The 15,199-nt window shown below is 68.9% G+C and carries 12 protein-coding genes; 6 read left to right on the top strand and 6 right to left on the bottom strand.

The features are described from left to right. The first annotated feature begins 30 nt into the window (after positions 1–30). Positions 31–1,260 (top strand): aminotransferase family protein, encoded by a 1,230-nt coding sequence (locus tag C6V83_RS09630; protein ID WP_105942224.1) that lies wholly within the window; start codon positions 31–33, stop codon positions 1,258–1,260. Positions 1,261–1,403: 143 nt separating this feature from the next. Here C6V83_RS09630 and C6V83_RS09635 read toward each other — a convergent pair whose 3' ends face one another. From C6V83_RS09635 to C6V83_RS09645, 3 genes are all read right to left on the bottom strand, one after another. Continuing rightward, complete coding sequence (locus C6V83_RS09635) at positions 1,404–2,438, bottom strand: linear amide C-N hydrolase (RefSeq protein ID WP_105942225.1); 1,035 nt, start codon at positions 2,436–2,438, stop codon at positions 1,404–1,406. Positions 2,439–2,734: 296 nt separating this feature from the next. Then, a complete protein-coding gene (locus C6V83_RS09640) occupies positions 2,735–3,262 on the bottom strand; it encodes an alkyl hydroperoxide reductase (protein ID WP_105942226.1) in 528 nt (175 codons plus the stop codon). Between the two features lie 101 nt (positions 3,263–3,363). After that, positions 3,364–3,951: a peroxiredoxin gene (locus tag C6V83_RS09645; protein ID WP_105942227.1), complete on the bottom strand. Its 588-nt coding sequence runs from the start codon at positions 3,949–3,951 to the stop codon at positions 3,364–3,366. A gap of 126 nt (positions 3,952–4,077) precedes the next feature. Between C6V83_RS09645 and C6V83_RS09650 the strand changes: the two genes are divergently transcribed. After that, positions 4,078–5,022 (top strand): hydrogen peroxide-inducible genes activator, encoded by a 945-nt coding sequence (locus tag C6V83_RS09650; RefSeq protein WP_105942228.1) that lies wholly within the window; start codon positions 4,078–4,080, stop codon positions 5,020–5,022. Between the two features lie 15 nt (positions 5,023–5,037). Here C6V83_RS09650 and C6V83_RS09655 read toward each other — a convergent pair whose 3' ends face one another. Beyond that, a complete protein-coding gene (locus C6V83_RS09655) occupies positions 5,038–7,008 on the bottom strand; it encodes a DEAD/DEAH box helicase (RefSeq protein ID WP_234353981.1) in 1,971 nt (656 codons plus the stop codon). Between the two features lie 185 nt (positions 7,009–7,193). After that, positions 7,194–8,216 (bottom strand): proteasome assembly chaperone family protein, encoded by a 1,023-nt coding sequence (locus C6V83_RS09660; RefSeq protein WP_105942230.1) that lies wholly within the window; start codon positions 8,214–8,216, stop codon positions 7,194–7,196. A gap of 153 nt (positions 8,217–8,369) precedes the next feature. Between C6V83_RS09660 and C6V83_RS09665 the strand changes: the two genes are divergently transcribed. Continuing rightward, positions 8,370–9,002: a hypothetical protein gene (locus tag C6V83_RS09665; RefSeq protein ID WP_105942231.1), complete on the top strand. Its 633-nt coding sequence runs from the start codon at positions 8,370–8,372 to the stop codon at positions 9,000–9,002. Positions 9,003–9,151: 149 nt separating this feature from the next. Next, positions 9,152–10,318: a DUF4192 domain-containing protein gene (locus C6V83_RS09670; protein ID WP_105942232.1), complete on the top strand. Its 1,167-nt coding sequence runs from the start codon at positions 9,152–9,154 to the stop codon at positions 10,316–10,318. On the opposite strand, the gene C6V83_RS09675 is transcribed toward C6V83_RS09670, so the two are convergent. Next, the gene (locus C6V83_RS09675; RefSeq protein ID WP_105942233.1) at positions 10,315–10,995 is read right to left on the bottom strand and encodes a metal-dependent transcriptional regulator; all 681 of its coding nucleotides are present in this window, start codon (positions 10,993–10,995) and stop codon (positions 10,315–10,317) included. The genes C6V83_RS09670 and C6V83_RS09675 overlap by 4 nt on opposite strands. Before the next feature lie 143 nt (positions 10,996–11,138). Between C6V83_RS09675 and C6V83_RS09680 the strand changes: the two genes are divergently transcribed. Both C6V83_RS09680 and C6V83_RS09685 read left to right on the top strand, forming a co-directional pair. Beyond that, positions 11,139–12,383, top strand: a complete 1,245-nt coding sequence (locus C6V83_RS09680) for an acetoin utilization protein AcuC (protein WP_105942234.1) — start codon at positions 11,139–11,141, stop codon at positions 12,381–12,383. Further along, positions 12,376–15,138 carry a bifunctional acetate--CoA ligase family protein/GNAT family N-acetyltransferase gene (locus C6V83_RS09685; protein ID WP_105942235.1) on the top strand — a complete coding sequence of 921 codons (2,763 nt, stop codon included), beginning with the start codon at positions 12,376–12,378 and terminating at the stop codon, positions 15,136–15,138. The genes C6V83_RS09680 and C6V83_RS09685 overlap by 8 nt, the downstream gene beginning before the upstream one ends. Positions 15,139–15,199 lie beyond the last annotated feature (61 nt).

A 15,199-nucleotide genomic window follows, 5' to 3' on the forward strand; every position in this document is an offset into this window, starting at 1 on the left:
GGGTGCCGCCGACATGTCATATTGGGAGCCATGGGATCTCTCTGGCACGGGTTCGCCGACATGGGCGCGGTGACCGACAACGGACCGTTCGTCATCACCAGGGGCGAGGGCGTCCGGATCTACGACGACGTCGGCCACGAGTATCTGGATGCGACCGCGGGCCTCTGGTTCACCAACGTCGGCCACGGCCGCCGGGAGATCGCCGAGGCGGTGGCAGGACAGCTCTCCTCGATCGCGCACTTCTCCAACTTCGGCGACTACTCCAACGACACCCTCGAGGCGCTCGCCGAGCGCGTGGCGGCGATGGCGCCTGCGGCCGGCGCCAAGGTCATGTTCACCTCGGGCGGCAGCGATGCCGTCGACACCGCGGTCAAGCTCGCCCGGCGGTACTGGACCGAGCAGGGGCTGCCGGGCAAGCGCATCATCGTCTCCCGGACCAAGGCCTACCACGGCATGCATGTCGGCGGCACCGCGCTGGCGGGCATCCCGCTCAATCGCGAGGGCTACGGCCCGGACTTCGTGCCCGACACCGAACGGATCGACTGGGACGACGCCAAGGCGCTCCTGGGCCTGATCGAGCGCGTGGGCGCCGAGAACATCGCGGCCTTCATCGCTGAGCCGATCATCGGCGCCGGCGGGATCTATCTGCCACCGGAGGGGTACCTGCGCGAGGTACGCGACATCTGCCGGGACCACGACGTGCTCTTCATCGCCGACGAGGTGGTGACCGGCTACGGCCGCATCGGGCACCGGCATTGGTTCGCCTCGACCCGTTTCGAACTCGACCCGGACATCATCACCTCTGCGAAGGGGCTGACCAGCGGCTATGTCCCGATGGGCGCGATGATCGCGGCGCCGCACGTGGCCGAGCCGTTCTTCGCAGGCGGCACGTGGTGGCGGCACGGCTACACCTACGGCGGCCACGCGGGCGCCGCAGCGGCGGCGATGGCGAACTTCGACATCATCGAGCGGGAGGGCCTGCTCGACGAGGCCACCCGGCTCGAAGGGGACCTGCAGAGGGCGTTCGCTCCGCTGGCTGATCTCGACGCGGTGGCCGAGGTACGGACGGGCCTGGGCGCGGTCACCGCCGTGCAGCTCGCCGACCCGTCCGATGCGCCCGCGGCGGTGCTGCGCCTGCGCACGCTCGGCGTCGCCGGGCGCGCCGCGGGCCTGGGTGCGCTGCAGGTCTCGCCGTCGTTCGTGATGACGACCGACGAGGTCGACACGCTGGCCGAGCGGTTCGCCGACGCACTGGGCTAGACGGCCTCGAAATCCCGAACCACCCCGGAATCCCGGACCACGTCGAATCACGGTGCCCGGCAATCCGGATTCGGCCTGGCACCCTCAGTTGAGGGTGCCAGGCCGAGTTGACGGTGCCGGGTACCGCTGCTTCGTCCGGGCGCTCAGTTCAGTGCGTGGACGTTGTTCGACAGATCGATGGCGTCGTAGGTGGTCTCGGTGACGGTCGTGTCGAGCTTCTTCGCGGTGATGGCCAGTCCTTCGCCGGTCTGGACGTACACGGTCCGTTCGGACAGGTCGTACCCGGCCCAGTAGCGGGAGTAGTCGCTCCACGAGCTGACGTCGCCCTTGTGCTCGAGTCCCGGCGGGATGATCACCGTGCGGAAGGCGGCGTACAGCTGGGCGATGCCCTGCTCGCGATCGAAAGGCTTGAGGTATGCGGCCAGGTTGAGGGCGCGGACCATACGCGAAGGCGCCGTGTAGTCGCCGGGCAGACCGAACATCCCGTAGCCGGTGCCGCCCTCGATCGGCTGCAGCTCTAAACCGGTAGGCAGCTTCCGCGCGGCCGCGGGATCGACGTTGTTCAGTGTGATGTAGTTGCGCACGTTGATCAGATGCCAGTCGTACTCGGGGCTGTTGGTGTACGCGCCCGCGTAGTCGTACAGCTTGAACGCGCCGTCCTCGACCGGTTCCAGGACGATGCCGTCCCCGGTGGTGTCGACGAAGCAGTAGTGGAGCGGCATCGAGATGTGCTGGCCGAAAGCGTCGTAGGGCTGGTCGAGGAGTGCGAAGTCGGCGTACCGTTCGCGGATCTCGGCCACGCTGCCGAACTGGGACAGGATGAAGCTCACGAACTCCTCGCCCAGCACGCCGGTCTGTTTACGCGCGGCGATGTCGGACGCAGCGCCGCGGGTGCACTCCATCAGCACCTGGGTGTCGCCGGCCAGGCCCTTCTCGTTGATGCCGTCGAGCAGGATGTTGGTGCCTTTGATACCGACGCCCATCGTGGCGTACTTGCTCTTCCACGCGGCCAGCGGACTCGGCATCTCGGCCCCGGCGGGCACGGTCGAGATGACGACGACGTTGTCCAGCGCGGCCGGCAGGCCGGCCGGCGTTCCGAACATCGGGATGTTCAAGTCCATCGTCCGACCCCAGAAGACGTCACCGTTCTCGGCGGTGATCCTGATTCCCGTGCACATGTTTTCCTCCATCGACGACGTGTCGCGTGTTTGACGTGATCCTGTCTTCGATTAGACCCCGGCGGACGGGGACGAGCCGCACCGGAACGCGATCCTGGCACGGAAGGGGCGGTGTCGGTCGCGATCACGACGCGAAGGCCGGTTTCGGTCGGGCGCCCACCTGTCGTGATTGGGGCCGTCGATGCTGAAAAGCGCTGTGCCCCAACCGGGGTCACCGGATGGGGCACAGCGCCTACTGCGTGAGACGTGCCTGTGGGCACGGACCTCAGGACTGCAGCTACGGGGGCCTGTTCGGGTCAGGCGAGAGTTTCGGCGATGGTGATCGCCTGACCGACGCCCTGCACGATCGACGCGGCCTTGAGCGCCTCGAAGACCTGCTCTCGGTCGAGCCCGGCCTCACGCACGACGTTCTCGTGCGCGCCGACGCAGTGCTCACAGCCGTTGATGGCGGAGACGGCGAGCGACCACAGCTCGAAGTTCGCCTTGTCGACGCCGGGGTTGCCGATGATGTTCATCCGCAGTCCGGGACGCAGGTCGTCGTACTTGCCGTCGAGGAAGCCTCGGCCGCGGTAGAAGACGTTGTTCATGCCCATGATCGAGGCGGCGCCCAGTGCGGCGTTGTAGGCCTCCGCCGACAGGTTGTCGGCGGCCTCGTCGGCGATCTCGCGCAGCACGGTTGCGTTGCGGGTCGCGGCGGCGGTGGCCAGCAGCGTGCCCCACAGCTTCTCCTCGTCGAGCACGGTGGTGCGCGAGAGGGAGCCGAGGTTCAGCTTGAGGTCCTTCGCGTAGTCCGGAAGGGCTTCCTTGAGATTGTCGATGCTCATCGTGTGAGATCTCTTCCAATCGGTTCGTGAGGATGTGCAGGGGCTTTCGTCGGACCCAGTCGGCCGGAGAAGGCCGGCCGACTGCGTCCGTCCGGCGGGGATCAGGCCGAGGCGCTCATGAGCTCGCCGGCGTCGATCGTCGGATCGCCCTTCTTCCAGTTGCAGGCGCACAGCTCGTCGCTCTGCAGAGCGTCGAGGACGCGAAGTACTTCGTCGACGTTGCGGCCGACCGAGCCCGCGGTGACCGACACGAACTGGATCTCGTTGTTCGGGTCGACGATGAAGGTGGCGCGATCGGCGACGCCGTCGGCGTTCAGGACGCCGGTGGCCTCGGCGAGCTCACGCTTGAGGTCGCTGAGCATCGGGAAGGGGAGGGTCTTGAGGTCCTCGTGCTGTGCGCGCCACTGGAAGTGGACGAACTCGTTGTCGACCGAGGCGCCGAGCACCTGGGCGTCACGATCGGCGAACTCATCGTTCAGCTTGCCGAAGGCGGCGATCTCCGTCGGGCAGACGAAGGTGAAGTCCTTCGGCCAGAAGAAGATGACGCGCCACTGGCCCTTGTAGTCGTCGCTGGAGACGGTGGTGAAGTAGTCGTCCGGCTGCTGCGCGTCGACCTTGCTCAGGTCGCCGCCGATCACAGCGGTCAGGTTGTAGGCCGGGAACTGGTCTCCGATGGTGAGCAGTGCCATGTCATGACTCCTTCGTCTTGGGTGAATCACTGAGCCGGGTTGTCGGGTGTCTACCCGGCGGTAGTTCCCATTCTGCCTCAGTGGGTCTAAAAACGAAACGTGATGACACGCACTATATTGATAGCCATGGGTGATCAGAGTTATCAACCGGCGATCGGTGGGCTTCGGGCGTTCGTCGCAGTAGCGAAGAAGCTGCATTTCGGTTCTGCCGCAGCAGATCTCGGCGTGAGCCAGCCTTCGCTCTCGCAAGCGCTGGCAGGTCTCGAGGCGGGTCTCGGGATTCAGCTGGTGGAACGCACAACGCGCCGGGTGATGCTGACCGCTGAGGGGCGGCGATTGTTGCCCTCGGCGATGGCCGCCTGCGATGCCATCGACAACTTCCTCGCCGAGGCGGCGGGGGAGGATGATCCGCTGCGCGGGTCGATCCGGCTCGGCCTGATTCCGACCATCGCGCCCTACATCCTGCCGCGGTTGCTGCGCGGGCTTCCGCTGCGTCGACCGGAGCTCGAGCTGCGAGTGGTGGAGGACCAGACCGCGCGGCTGCTGCAGCAGTTGCGCGACGGCACGCTCGACGCCGCCGTGCTCGCACTACCCGCGAACGCCGCCGGCATCGGGGAGATCGAGATGTACGACGAGGACTTCGTCCTGGCGATTCCCGACGGTCATCCGCTGGCGGGCCGCAAGCGGCTGGCGCCGTCGATGCTCGCCGACCTCCCGCTGCTGCTGCTCGACGAGGGGCACTGCCTGCGCGATCAGGCTCTCGACGTCTGCCAGGCCGCCGGGGTCGACCCGGACCTCCGCCAGACACGGGCCGCGTCCCTGACCACTGCGGTCCAGTGCGTGGAGGGCGGGCTGGGCGTGACGCTCATCCCGCGCACCTCTGTGGCGGTGGAGACCGCGTCCGGCGAACTGGCCACCGCCGAGTTCACCAAGCCGCGCCCGGGCCGCCGGATAGGCCTGGTGTACCGGACGTCCTCCGGACGGGGCGCGGCCTACGCCGAACTGGCCGCCGACATCGCCGAACTGGTCGCCGAATCCGGCGACGTGACGCCGGTCCGCGCGGGCCGGTAGCGCCGGTGCGACGAGTCAGGCCTGCGCGGTGAGTGTTTCCCATTCGTCGATCAGACTCGAGTCGACGCCGCGGATCAGGTCGCCGAGGTCGTCGGTGATGTCCTCGATCTGTTCGGTCACCGCGGTCATCGGCAGGCCGCTGCGCAGCGCCCGGTAGCAGTCGGTGAGATAGCGCAAGACGACGCCCTCGCTGCGCTGCAGGCCGAACTCGCTGATCAGCTCGGTGAAGGTCATCGAGCGCTCGAGCATGTAGCGCAGCACGGACTTCGGGGAGGGCGGGGTGTTCGCCAGCCACGGATGACCGCGCTTGTATGTCTCGTAGGCGAAACCGATCTCCTCGGCCAGCGGCTGCGGCCAGGTGATCTCCTCCAGCCGCGCCATCCGCTCCTCGTACTCGATCCCGTCGGCCTTCATCTCGGCCACTGCCGCGTCGCGGGCGACCTTGCGCTGGGCCATCAGCACCTGGCGGGGATCGTCGAGCGTCGACTCCAGGATGGAGACGACGTCGAGTGCGAACGACGACGACTCCGGATCGAGGAGCTCGAAGGCGGCGACGGCGAACGCCGACAGGGGATTGGTGAGCGCGAAGTTCTCCGGCAGGTCGATCGACAGTTCGACGCGTTTGCCGTCCGGCGCGGGCGAGTCCAGCCGGGTGACGATGCCGGTCTCGACCAGGTCGCGGTACAGGGCAATGGTGTGCTTGATGTGCCGCAGTTGACGTTTGCGGGGCTCGTGATTGTCCTCGAGCAGGTGGCGCAGGGCGGCGAAGCAGTCCCCGGGCCGCTCCAGCACTTCCATGAGCATCGCCGTAGTCACCCGGAAATGCGACCGGAGTTGCTCGTCCGGGGCATCGACCAGGGTGAAGAAGGTCTTGTCGCTCCACCCGACGAAACCCTCCGGAGGCTTGCGCCGCACCAGCTTTCGCAACTTCTTGGGATCGTCTCCGGCCTTGGCGACCAGGCGGGCGTTCTCCACGTCGTGCTCGGGGGCCTGCGCGACGACGTAGCCGATCGTGTCGTATCCGGCACGGCCGGCGCGCCCGGCGATCTGGTGGAACTCACGCGCCTTGAGCCGCCGGACGCGGTGACCGTCGTACTTGGTGAGACCGGCGAACAGCACTGTGCGGATGGGCACGTTGATGCCGACGCCGAGCGTGTCCGTTCCGGCGACCACCTTGAGCAGTCCGGCTTGGGCGAGCCGCTCGACCAGCCGCCGGTACCGGGGGAGCATGCCGGCGTGGTGGACGCCGATGCCGGCGCGTAGGAGCTTGGAGAGGGTGTTCCCGAAGCCGGTCCGGAAGTCGAAGTCGCCGATCGCCTCCGCCACCGCCGCTTTCTCCTCCTTGGAACAGATCTTGGCCGACAGCAGCGCCTGTGCTCGTTCGACCGCCTGCGCCTGGGTGAAGTGCACCACGTAGACCGGCGCTTGGCCGGCGGTGACCAGTTCTTCGATGGTCTCGTGGATCGGCGTCATCGCGTAGCGGTACTCCAGCGGCACCGGTCGCTGCGCCCCGGCCACCTCGACGGTGGGCCGACCGGTGCGCCGGGTCAGGTCGTCGAGGAAGAAGGACACGTCGCCGAGGGTGGCGGACATCAGCAGGAACTGGGTGCTCGCCAACTCGATCAGCGGCACCTGCCAGGCCCAGCCGCGGTCGGACTCGCCGTAGTAGTGGAACTCGTCGGCGACCAGGACGCCGACGTCTGAGTCTGGTCCGTCGCGCAGCGCGAGATTCGCCACGATCTCCGCGGTCGCGCAGATGATCGGGGCGTCGGCGTTGACACTCGCATCGCCGGTCAGCAGGCCCACGTTCGCGGCGCCGAACTGCTCGCACAGGTCGAAGAATTTCTCGCTGACCAACGCCTTGATGGGCGCGGTGTAGTAGGCGCGCTGACCGCGGCAGCGGGCGAAGTAGATCGCCCCCGACGCCACCAGGGACTTCCCCGAACCGGTCGGGGTCGCCAAAATCACATTGGTGCCCGACACCATCTCCAGGAGCGCCTCCTCCTGATGCGGGTACAGATCGATGCCGCGCTCGGCCCACCAGGCGAGAAAGTGCTCGAAGGCGGCGTCCTCGTCGCCCACGAGGGCGGCCGAGAGGTCGCTCGCCGGTGACGTGGAGCCGGCGTCAGAGGTCGGTGCGGTGATCGGGTCGGCTGTCTCCGTGTCGGGTTTCAGGGGGTGTCCCGTCGTGGCTCGCCAGGAGTGTCCGGGTCGGCGGGCCCCGCGTCGGCGTCGGATCCCAGGTCGAAGCCGTCGAACTCAGCGGCGTGCTCGGCCAGGAACTTCTCGAACTCGGCGCCGAGTTCGTCCCCGGAGGGCAGATCCTCCTCGGCAGACAGCAGCTCGCGCTCGGCCTTGGCCTGCACGTACGCGTCGTACTGCTGCTCGAGTGCATGGACGACGGCGCCGATCTCAGCGTTGCCGGCGACCTCCTCGTCGACCTGCGCGAGCACCTTGGCGGCGGCGTTCTCCAGGGCGGCGACGGGCAGGTTGAGTCCGGCCACCCGGCCCAGCGCCGACAGCAGTGCCGCCGACGCGCCCGGGTAGTTGTTCTGCGAGAGGTAGTGCGGGACGTGCGCCGACAGACCGACGGTGCGGTACCCGGCTGATCCCAGACGCAACTCCAGCAGCATGGAGGCACTGGAGGGCAGCTTCATCTCGTTGCCCCAGCGCGGCAGGTCGCCGAGGGCCTCGGCGTCGTTGCCGTGGCCGATCACACCGGACGGCCGGGTGTGCGGGACGGCCATCGGGATCGAGTTGAGGCCGACCACCTGGCTCACGCCGAACTGCTCGGCGAGCGCGGTGATCGCCGTGGTGAACTGCTCCCAGCGCAGGTCCGGCTCGGCGCCGTCGAGCAGCAGGAAGGGCACGCCGTCGTTGTCCACGAGCGCATGCATGGTCAGGCGAGGCATGTCGATGCCCTCGAACTGTTCGCCGCTGAACGAGATCACCGGCCGTCGTGAGCGGTAGTCGATCAGTTCGTCGGTGTCGAAGGTGGCGACGAGCTGGCAGTCGAGCGCCTCGCGCAGGTGTGTGGCGGCCATCGTCACGGCGTGACCGGCATCGGCGAAGCCCTCGAGAGCATGCACCAGGACCGGTCCGCCGGCCGGATGGTCGCCCCGGGGGCCGGAGACGGTGGGACCGGGGAACTCGAGCTCGTACAGCGAGCGGTTCTCGTGCGGCTGCTCGTCCATCGGGGGTTCTCCCTTCTCTTCAGGTGACCCGCCGGAGTCGCCGTCGGGTGTGGGTATTCAGTCTCGCAGGATGCGAGGTCTCGATCCACATAACACCGGTGACCGGTGGGTCATTCCCGGGTGTCCGGTGTCGATGGTGGCAGAGTGGCATGTGTGAAGCTGGTTGTGTCTGTTGTCGTCGCGCTCGGTGTGGCGCTGCTCGCGTGTGGCTGCACCACGTCCGGAAACCCGCGTGCGACACCTGATCTCGCCGCCAAAGCACTGCCCACGAGCGAGTTCGGGCCCGGTGCGACGGTGGTGCCGCCGGAACAGGTGCCGAGCATCGTGGCCGACATCACCCTGCGCCCTGTCGACGGCGAGGTGACGCCCGCGCACTGCACGCCGGCCGCCGTCGACACCGACACCGCGGCAGTGGTGTTCGCACCGGGACCCGCCGAAGGCAGCACGATGACCGAGATGGTCGCGCGGACCGAAGAGTCGCTGGACGATCTCGCACGGGCGGCATCCGAGTGCGCGACCTTTCGGGGTGGTTCGACCGGGCAGCTCGACGTCGCGACCCGGGTGGTCGTGCCGCCCGCGGAGTCCGGCGGAGTGCAGCGCATGACGCTGATCCGGACGCTCACCTCACCGGGGAACGACTCGGTCACCACGGCGGAGCAGTGGATCGCCCAGCGCGGCGACGTCCGAGTGCTGGTGCAGTTGCGGTATCTCGGCGCGGTCGGCGACGACGCGAAGGCGGCCGCACAGAAGCTGTTCGACGCCGCGGTACGGCACGCTTTCCGATAGCCGTCCGGGCGGAGGTGGAGCCGCCCCGTAGCCGACGTACCCGCCCGCCGTCCAGCCCGGCGGTCGCCGACCTGTGAACAACGCGGATTGTCCACAACATCGTTCCCTCCTCTCCCGGAGACCACCCCGAGCGGCGGAAGCTGGCGAGCATGACATCGCTACCGCAACCACTGCCTGAGGGCTCGGCCCTGCTCAACGACCCCGATCCGCTGATCGCCTCGGTGCCCGGAGTGTTCGGGTTCTTCCCCGAGCGGTCACTCGTCCTGTGCGCCTTCTCCGCGGAGGGCGAGAACCTGACGAACACGCGGCACGACCTGCACCTGGACTCGCGGGGACGGCCGACCGCCCGCTGGTCGCGAGAGCTCTGCCGGTTCGACTCCGTCCTGGCTGGCCACGGCGCGGCCGGCCTCGTCGCGGTGCTGGTCGACGATCGCTTCGACACCGCCGACACCGCCGCAGAGCTGACTCGGTACCGCGGGGTGTTCCGGGCCGTCGAACGGGCCTTCAGCGAAGTCGGGGGCTTGTCCGCCGGCTTCGTGCTCCGGGAGTTCAGTGCCGGTGTGCCGTGGTTCACCGGATGGGAGCCGCGGTGCCGGGCGGGTCGTCCGCGTCCGCCGGCACCGTTCCGCGGTGGTCTCCCGCCCTCGGGGACCCTCAGCGATCCGCTGCTGACGCCGGTCGCTCTGCGGCTGGCCGTCTACGAGGGACGGCAGGTGCTTGCGCGCCGGTCGGACCTGGTCGAGGCGCTGGCACCTGCGGCGCATTGCGACGACGACGTCTGCCGCCCGCGGGATCCGGTGGTCGCGCCAGAGCCTGCCGGACAGCGAGACGCCCGGCGGGTACGCCTGGTGCTCGAGGTGATCCGGAGCGGCCGCGCGGCGCGACTCGCGTGTGAGCAGACGAACGCGCTCGCCGAGGCGCTCAGCTCGGTGCACGCCCGCGACGTTCTGCTGGCACTCGCGCTGACCGACCTCCGGGACGAGGCGGAACGACTGTGGACCCGGCTCACCCGCGGACTCACCGGGCGTGCCGGCGCCGCGGCGGCGACACTGCTCGGCCACCTGCACTACCTGGCCGGGCACGGAGCGCTCGCCGCGGTGGCGATCGAGCGCGCGCTCGAGCTGGACCCCGAGTACCACCTGGCCCGGTTGCTCGACGGTGCGCTGCGGAACGGGCTGCGGCCGTCAGCCCTGGCGGAGGTCCTCGAGTACTCGTTCTGCCTCGGGCAAGACCTGGGAGTCGGTCTCCCGGCGCAGACCCGGTTGCCGGCGGGCGCGGTCCCGCGGACGCGCCCGGACAGACTCGGACGGAACTAGACCCGTTCGACGAAGATGGCGTGCGCCATCTCCGAGGACAACGTCAGCCCCTCGTGACCCGGCGTGCTGATCACCACGGTTCGCGGGTTCACGACCACGTTCACGCGCGCGTTCGGCACCACACCGGCCTCGCGCAGCTCACTGATGAGCTCGGGGTCGGCCTGCACGTGCTCGGCCATCCGGCGCACGATCACCGCGGACTCGCCGGGCGGCAACTCCACGAGACGCTCGGCGGAGTCGACCGGCTCGGCGACTATCACGCCGAGTTCCTCCAGACCGGGAATCGGGTTTCCGTACGGCGAGGTGGTCGGGTTGTTCAGCACCTGCAGCAGGCGTCGCTCGACGTTCTCGCTCATCACGTGCTCCCAGCGGCAGGCCTCATCGTGCACCTCGTCCCACGGCATGCCGATCACGTCGACGAGCAGCCGCTCGGCGAGCCGATGCTTGCGCATCACCTGGACGGCCAGGGCTCGCCCGGTGTCGGTGAGCTCGAGGTGCCGGTCGCCCGCGACGCGTACCAGACCGTCGCGCTCCATCCGGGCCACGGTCTGCGAGACGGTCGGTCCGCTCTGCTCGAGCCGCTCCGCGATGCGCGCGCGCAGCGGGACGATTCCCTCCTCTTCGAGGTCGTAGATCGTGCGCAAGTACATCTCGGTGGTGTCGACCAGATCGTTCACGAGTGCCTCAGTCCTTTCGCCACAGTTCAGGTTACCCGGATGCAGTGACCACCGAGGCACGTGTGTCGCGCGCCGGAGCTTTCACGAGAATCTTGCGGCACGAGACACTAGCGTGCAGGTGTGACGTGCGAAGTGGAGCAGCAGTGAATACGGCGATCATCTGGAGTGACGAGTTCCTCGACTACAAGTGGGCGTACACGCACCCGATGAGTCCGATCCGCCTGGCTCTGACGATGGACCTGGCCCGCAGCCTGGGTGTGCTGGACGGTGTCGACACCGTCGCGCCGCTGCCGGTGGACGACGAGACGCTCCGGACTGTGCACACCCAGGGCTACATCGACGCCGTTCGTGCTGTCGGCTCCGGAATGGCGTCCCTGAGCGGCCCGATGCTGGAGCGGCTCTTCGGGCTCGGGAGCGAGGACAATCCGGTCTTCGACAACATGCACGAGGCGGGCTCGATGCTGGTGGGCGGGACTCTCGCGGCCGCGCAGGCGGTGCACTCGGGGGCCGTGCAGCGCGCGGTCAACATCGGGGGCGGCATGCACCACGCGATGGCTGGTCACGCTGCGGGTTTCTGCATCTACAACGATGCCTCGATCGCGATCGAGTGGCTGCTGGCACAGGGCTACGACCGCATCGCCTACGTCGACATCGATGCGCACCACGGGGACGGCGTTCAGGTGCAGTTCGAGAACGATCCGCGGGTGATGACCATCTCGCTGCACCAGCACCCGGCGACACTCTGGCCGGGCACCGGCTGGCCCACCGAGGTCGGCTCCGACCGCGCAGCGGGGACCGCCGTCAACGTCGCATTGATGCCGGGAATCGAAGACCGACTGTGGCTCAGAGCCTTTCACGCGGTCGTCCCCTCGATGATCGCCGCGTACAAACCACAGATCCTCCTCACGCAGATCGGCGTCGACAGCCACCGCGCAGATCCGCTGACCGACCTGGCCCTGACCGTCGACGGCCAGGCCGCGGCGATGCGCGCTCTGCGCGACCTCGCCGACAAGTACTGCGAGGGGCGGTGGATCGCGGTCGGCGGAGGCGGCTACGGCGTCATCAACGTGGTTCCGCGGGCCTGGACCCATCTGATCGCGACGGCCCTCGACCGCGACGTCGACACCCGGACGCCGGTCGGTGCGGAGTGGATGGAGACCGCCGTCGACCTGGCGGGCAAGGTCCACCCCGACTACGCACGTCCGCCGGTGGGCATGATGGGAGACAACGGCGACGTCGGCTACGTGCCCTGGGACGGGGACGCGGGGGCGCCGCCGCCGGCCGGCATCCCCGATGCCGCTCAGCAACAGACCGACCGCGCGATTCTGGCCACCAGGCGCGCGGCCTTCCCCCTGCACGGACTCGACCCGGAGGACCCTCGTGACTGACGCTCCCACTCCTGACGCCGCGGACGCGACCGACCCGGCCGGCGAGCAGGCCGACCACGCCGATCGGGGTGGCACCGGCGAGGGAGCCCGCGAGCCCGGCGCTGACAGGTTCCCGCGGCACTGGGCCGCCGACGTGCTGGCCTCCGACGGCGGTGTGGTCCACCTTCGGCCGATCACTCCCGCCGACGCCGATGCCCTGGTGCGCTTCCACGAAGGACTCTCTGAGCGCACCCGGTATCTGCGCTACTTCGGCCCGACGCCGACGTTGCCGGCGCGCGAGGTGGTGCGCATGACGACCGTCGACTATCGCAATCGGGTGGCGTTCCTCGCGTGGCTGGGCGACGACGTCATCGCGATGGGGCTGTACGAAGGGCTGGAGGCGAGCGGCAAGCCGGGCTCGGCCGAAGTGGCCTTCGTCGTCGCCGATGCGCATCAGGGCCGCGGACTGGGCCCGATCCTGCTCGAGCACCTGGCCGGAGCGGCCGCCGAGAACGGGTTCACCAAGTTCGAGGCCGAGGTCCTGTCGGAGAACCCGAACATGGTCGCGGTGTTCAAGGATGCGGGCTACCAGGTGAGCCGGGCCTTCGACGGCTCCACGGTCCATGTGGAGTTCGAGATCGACCCCACCGATGCGCTGACCTCGGTGCGGAACGCGCGCGAACGGGCGTCGGAGGCACGCAGCATCGCCAACCTGCTCCGGCCGCGCTCGGTGGCGGTCATCGGCGCCTCGGTGGACCCGAGGAAGGTCGGTCACGTCTTGCTCAGCAACCTGATCGCGGGTGGATCGACCGGACCGGTCTATCCGGTCGGGCAGGCCCGCTCGGTCAACGGGATCCGTGCGTATGAGCGTGTGATGGACATCCCCGATCCGGTCGACCTGGCGGTGGTGGCCGTGCCGGCGTCCGGGATGACCGACGTGCTCGACGACTGTCTGGCCAAGGGCGTCAAGACGCTGGTCGTGGTCTCGTCCGGCTTCGGCGAACTCGGTGCCGAAGGCCTGCAGACCGAGCGTGCGCTGCTGCAGCAGGTGCGCGCGCACGGGATGCGGCTGGTCGGGCCGAATGCGCTCGGCGTCGTGAACAACGACCCGGACGTCCGGCTCAACGCCACTCTGGCACCGCGGATCCCGGGTCCCGGGCGCGTCGGCTTCTTCTGCCAGTCGGGCGCCCTGGGCATCGCTATCCTGGCCACTGCAGCGCAACGCAACCTCGGCCTGTCGACGTTCGTCTCGGCCGGCAACCGCGCCGACGTCTCGGGCAACGACCTGCTGCAGTATTGGGACTCCGACGATTCGACCGACGTCGTGCTGCTCTACCTGGAGAACTTCGGCAATCCGCGCAAGTTCGGCCGGATCGCCCGCCGGGTGACGCGCAACAAGCCGGTGATCGCGATCAAGTCCGGCCGCGGCGCCATGACCAGGGTCGGGGAGCAGGGCGAGCGGTTCGGCGCCGTCGACGACCGCATCGCCCAGATGGTGCTGGCGCAGGCCGGGGTGCTCCAGGTCGACACGCTGTCCGACCTCTTCGACGCGGCCACCGTCCTGGCGTATCAGCCGTTGCCGGTCGGTCCGCGCACCGCGATCATCGGCAACTCGTCGGTGATCGCCGCACTCGCGGCGAACACCGCGCGGAGCTCCGGCCTGGACGTGGTGCTGCAGGTGGACTTGGGGCCTGGCGTGACCGAAGAGGATCTCGCCCAGGCGGTCTCGACCGCCGTCGACGATCCCGGGGTCGACGCGGTGATCGTGGTCTTCGTGCCGCCGGTCGCCGTCGACGCCGACGGCTATTCACGGGCGCTGATGGGGGCGGTCACCGGAAGCGTCGAGTCGGCCGGCAAGCCGATCGTGACCACCTTTCTGGCGGTCGAGGGCATCCCGGAGGGATTGTCGATCCCGGGCGAGTCCGGGATGCCCACGCGCGGCTCGATTCCGTCGTACCCGACTCCCGAGCGCGCCGCCGGCGCCCTAGCGCTGAGTTGGCGGTATGCCCGCTGGCGTACCCGGCCCGACGCCGAAGAGGTGTTGCTGGAGGGGATCTCGACTGAACACGCGCGCAGCTATGTGCGCGAGCTGATCGGCGAGGGGGCTCGTGAACTCACCTCCGTGGAAGCGGCCACGGTGCTGGCCTGGTACGGCATCGACGTGGTCGAGTTCCGCGAGGCGTCGACGCTGCACGAGGCCTCGTCTGCTGCCCGTGAACTCGGCTTTCCGGTCGCCGTCAAAGCCACCGGGCGCGACTGGGTCGGTCGGCTGGACCGCGAAGGCGCCCGGCTGGATCTCGGTGACGCGACGGCGGTGATCACCGCCTTCGCCGAGTTGCAGCAGCTGACCGGGGAGACGACGCTGCAGGTCCAGCGCATGGCGGCCAAGGGCCTCGGGGTGTGTATCCGGGCCACCGAGGACAGCTCCTACGGGTCGGTGATCTCCTTCGGGCTGTCCGGCAGGCTCTTCGAGTCGCTCGGAGATCGCAGCTATCGTGCGGTCCCGCTCACCGTCGACGACGCCCGCGACCTGCTCGCCGAACCCCGGTCGGCGCAGATGCTGGCCGGCGGGGCGGGTGAGCCGCCCGCTGACGTGGAGGCGCTCATCGACATGGTGCTGCGCGTATCGGCACTGGTCGAGGAGGTCCCGGAGATCCGCGGGGTCAACCTGGACCCGATCCTGTCGTCGGACGGTGGCACGGAGGTACTGGCTGCTCAGATCACCATCGGCCCGGTACCGGCGCTGGCCGACACGGGTCCGCGTCGCTTGCGCTGACCGCCGACGACGCTCGACGACGAGGTCCCCGCTCTCCGGCGGAGAGCGGGGACCTCGTGTC

This window comes from Gordonia iterans (assembly GCF_002993285.1).
In the GTDB taxonomy this organism is placed as follows: domain Bacteria; phylum Actinomycetota; class Actinomycetes; order Mycobacteriales; family Mycobacteriaceae; genus Gordonia; species Gordonia iterans.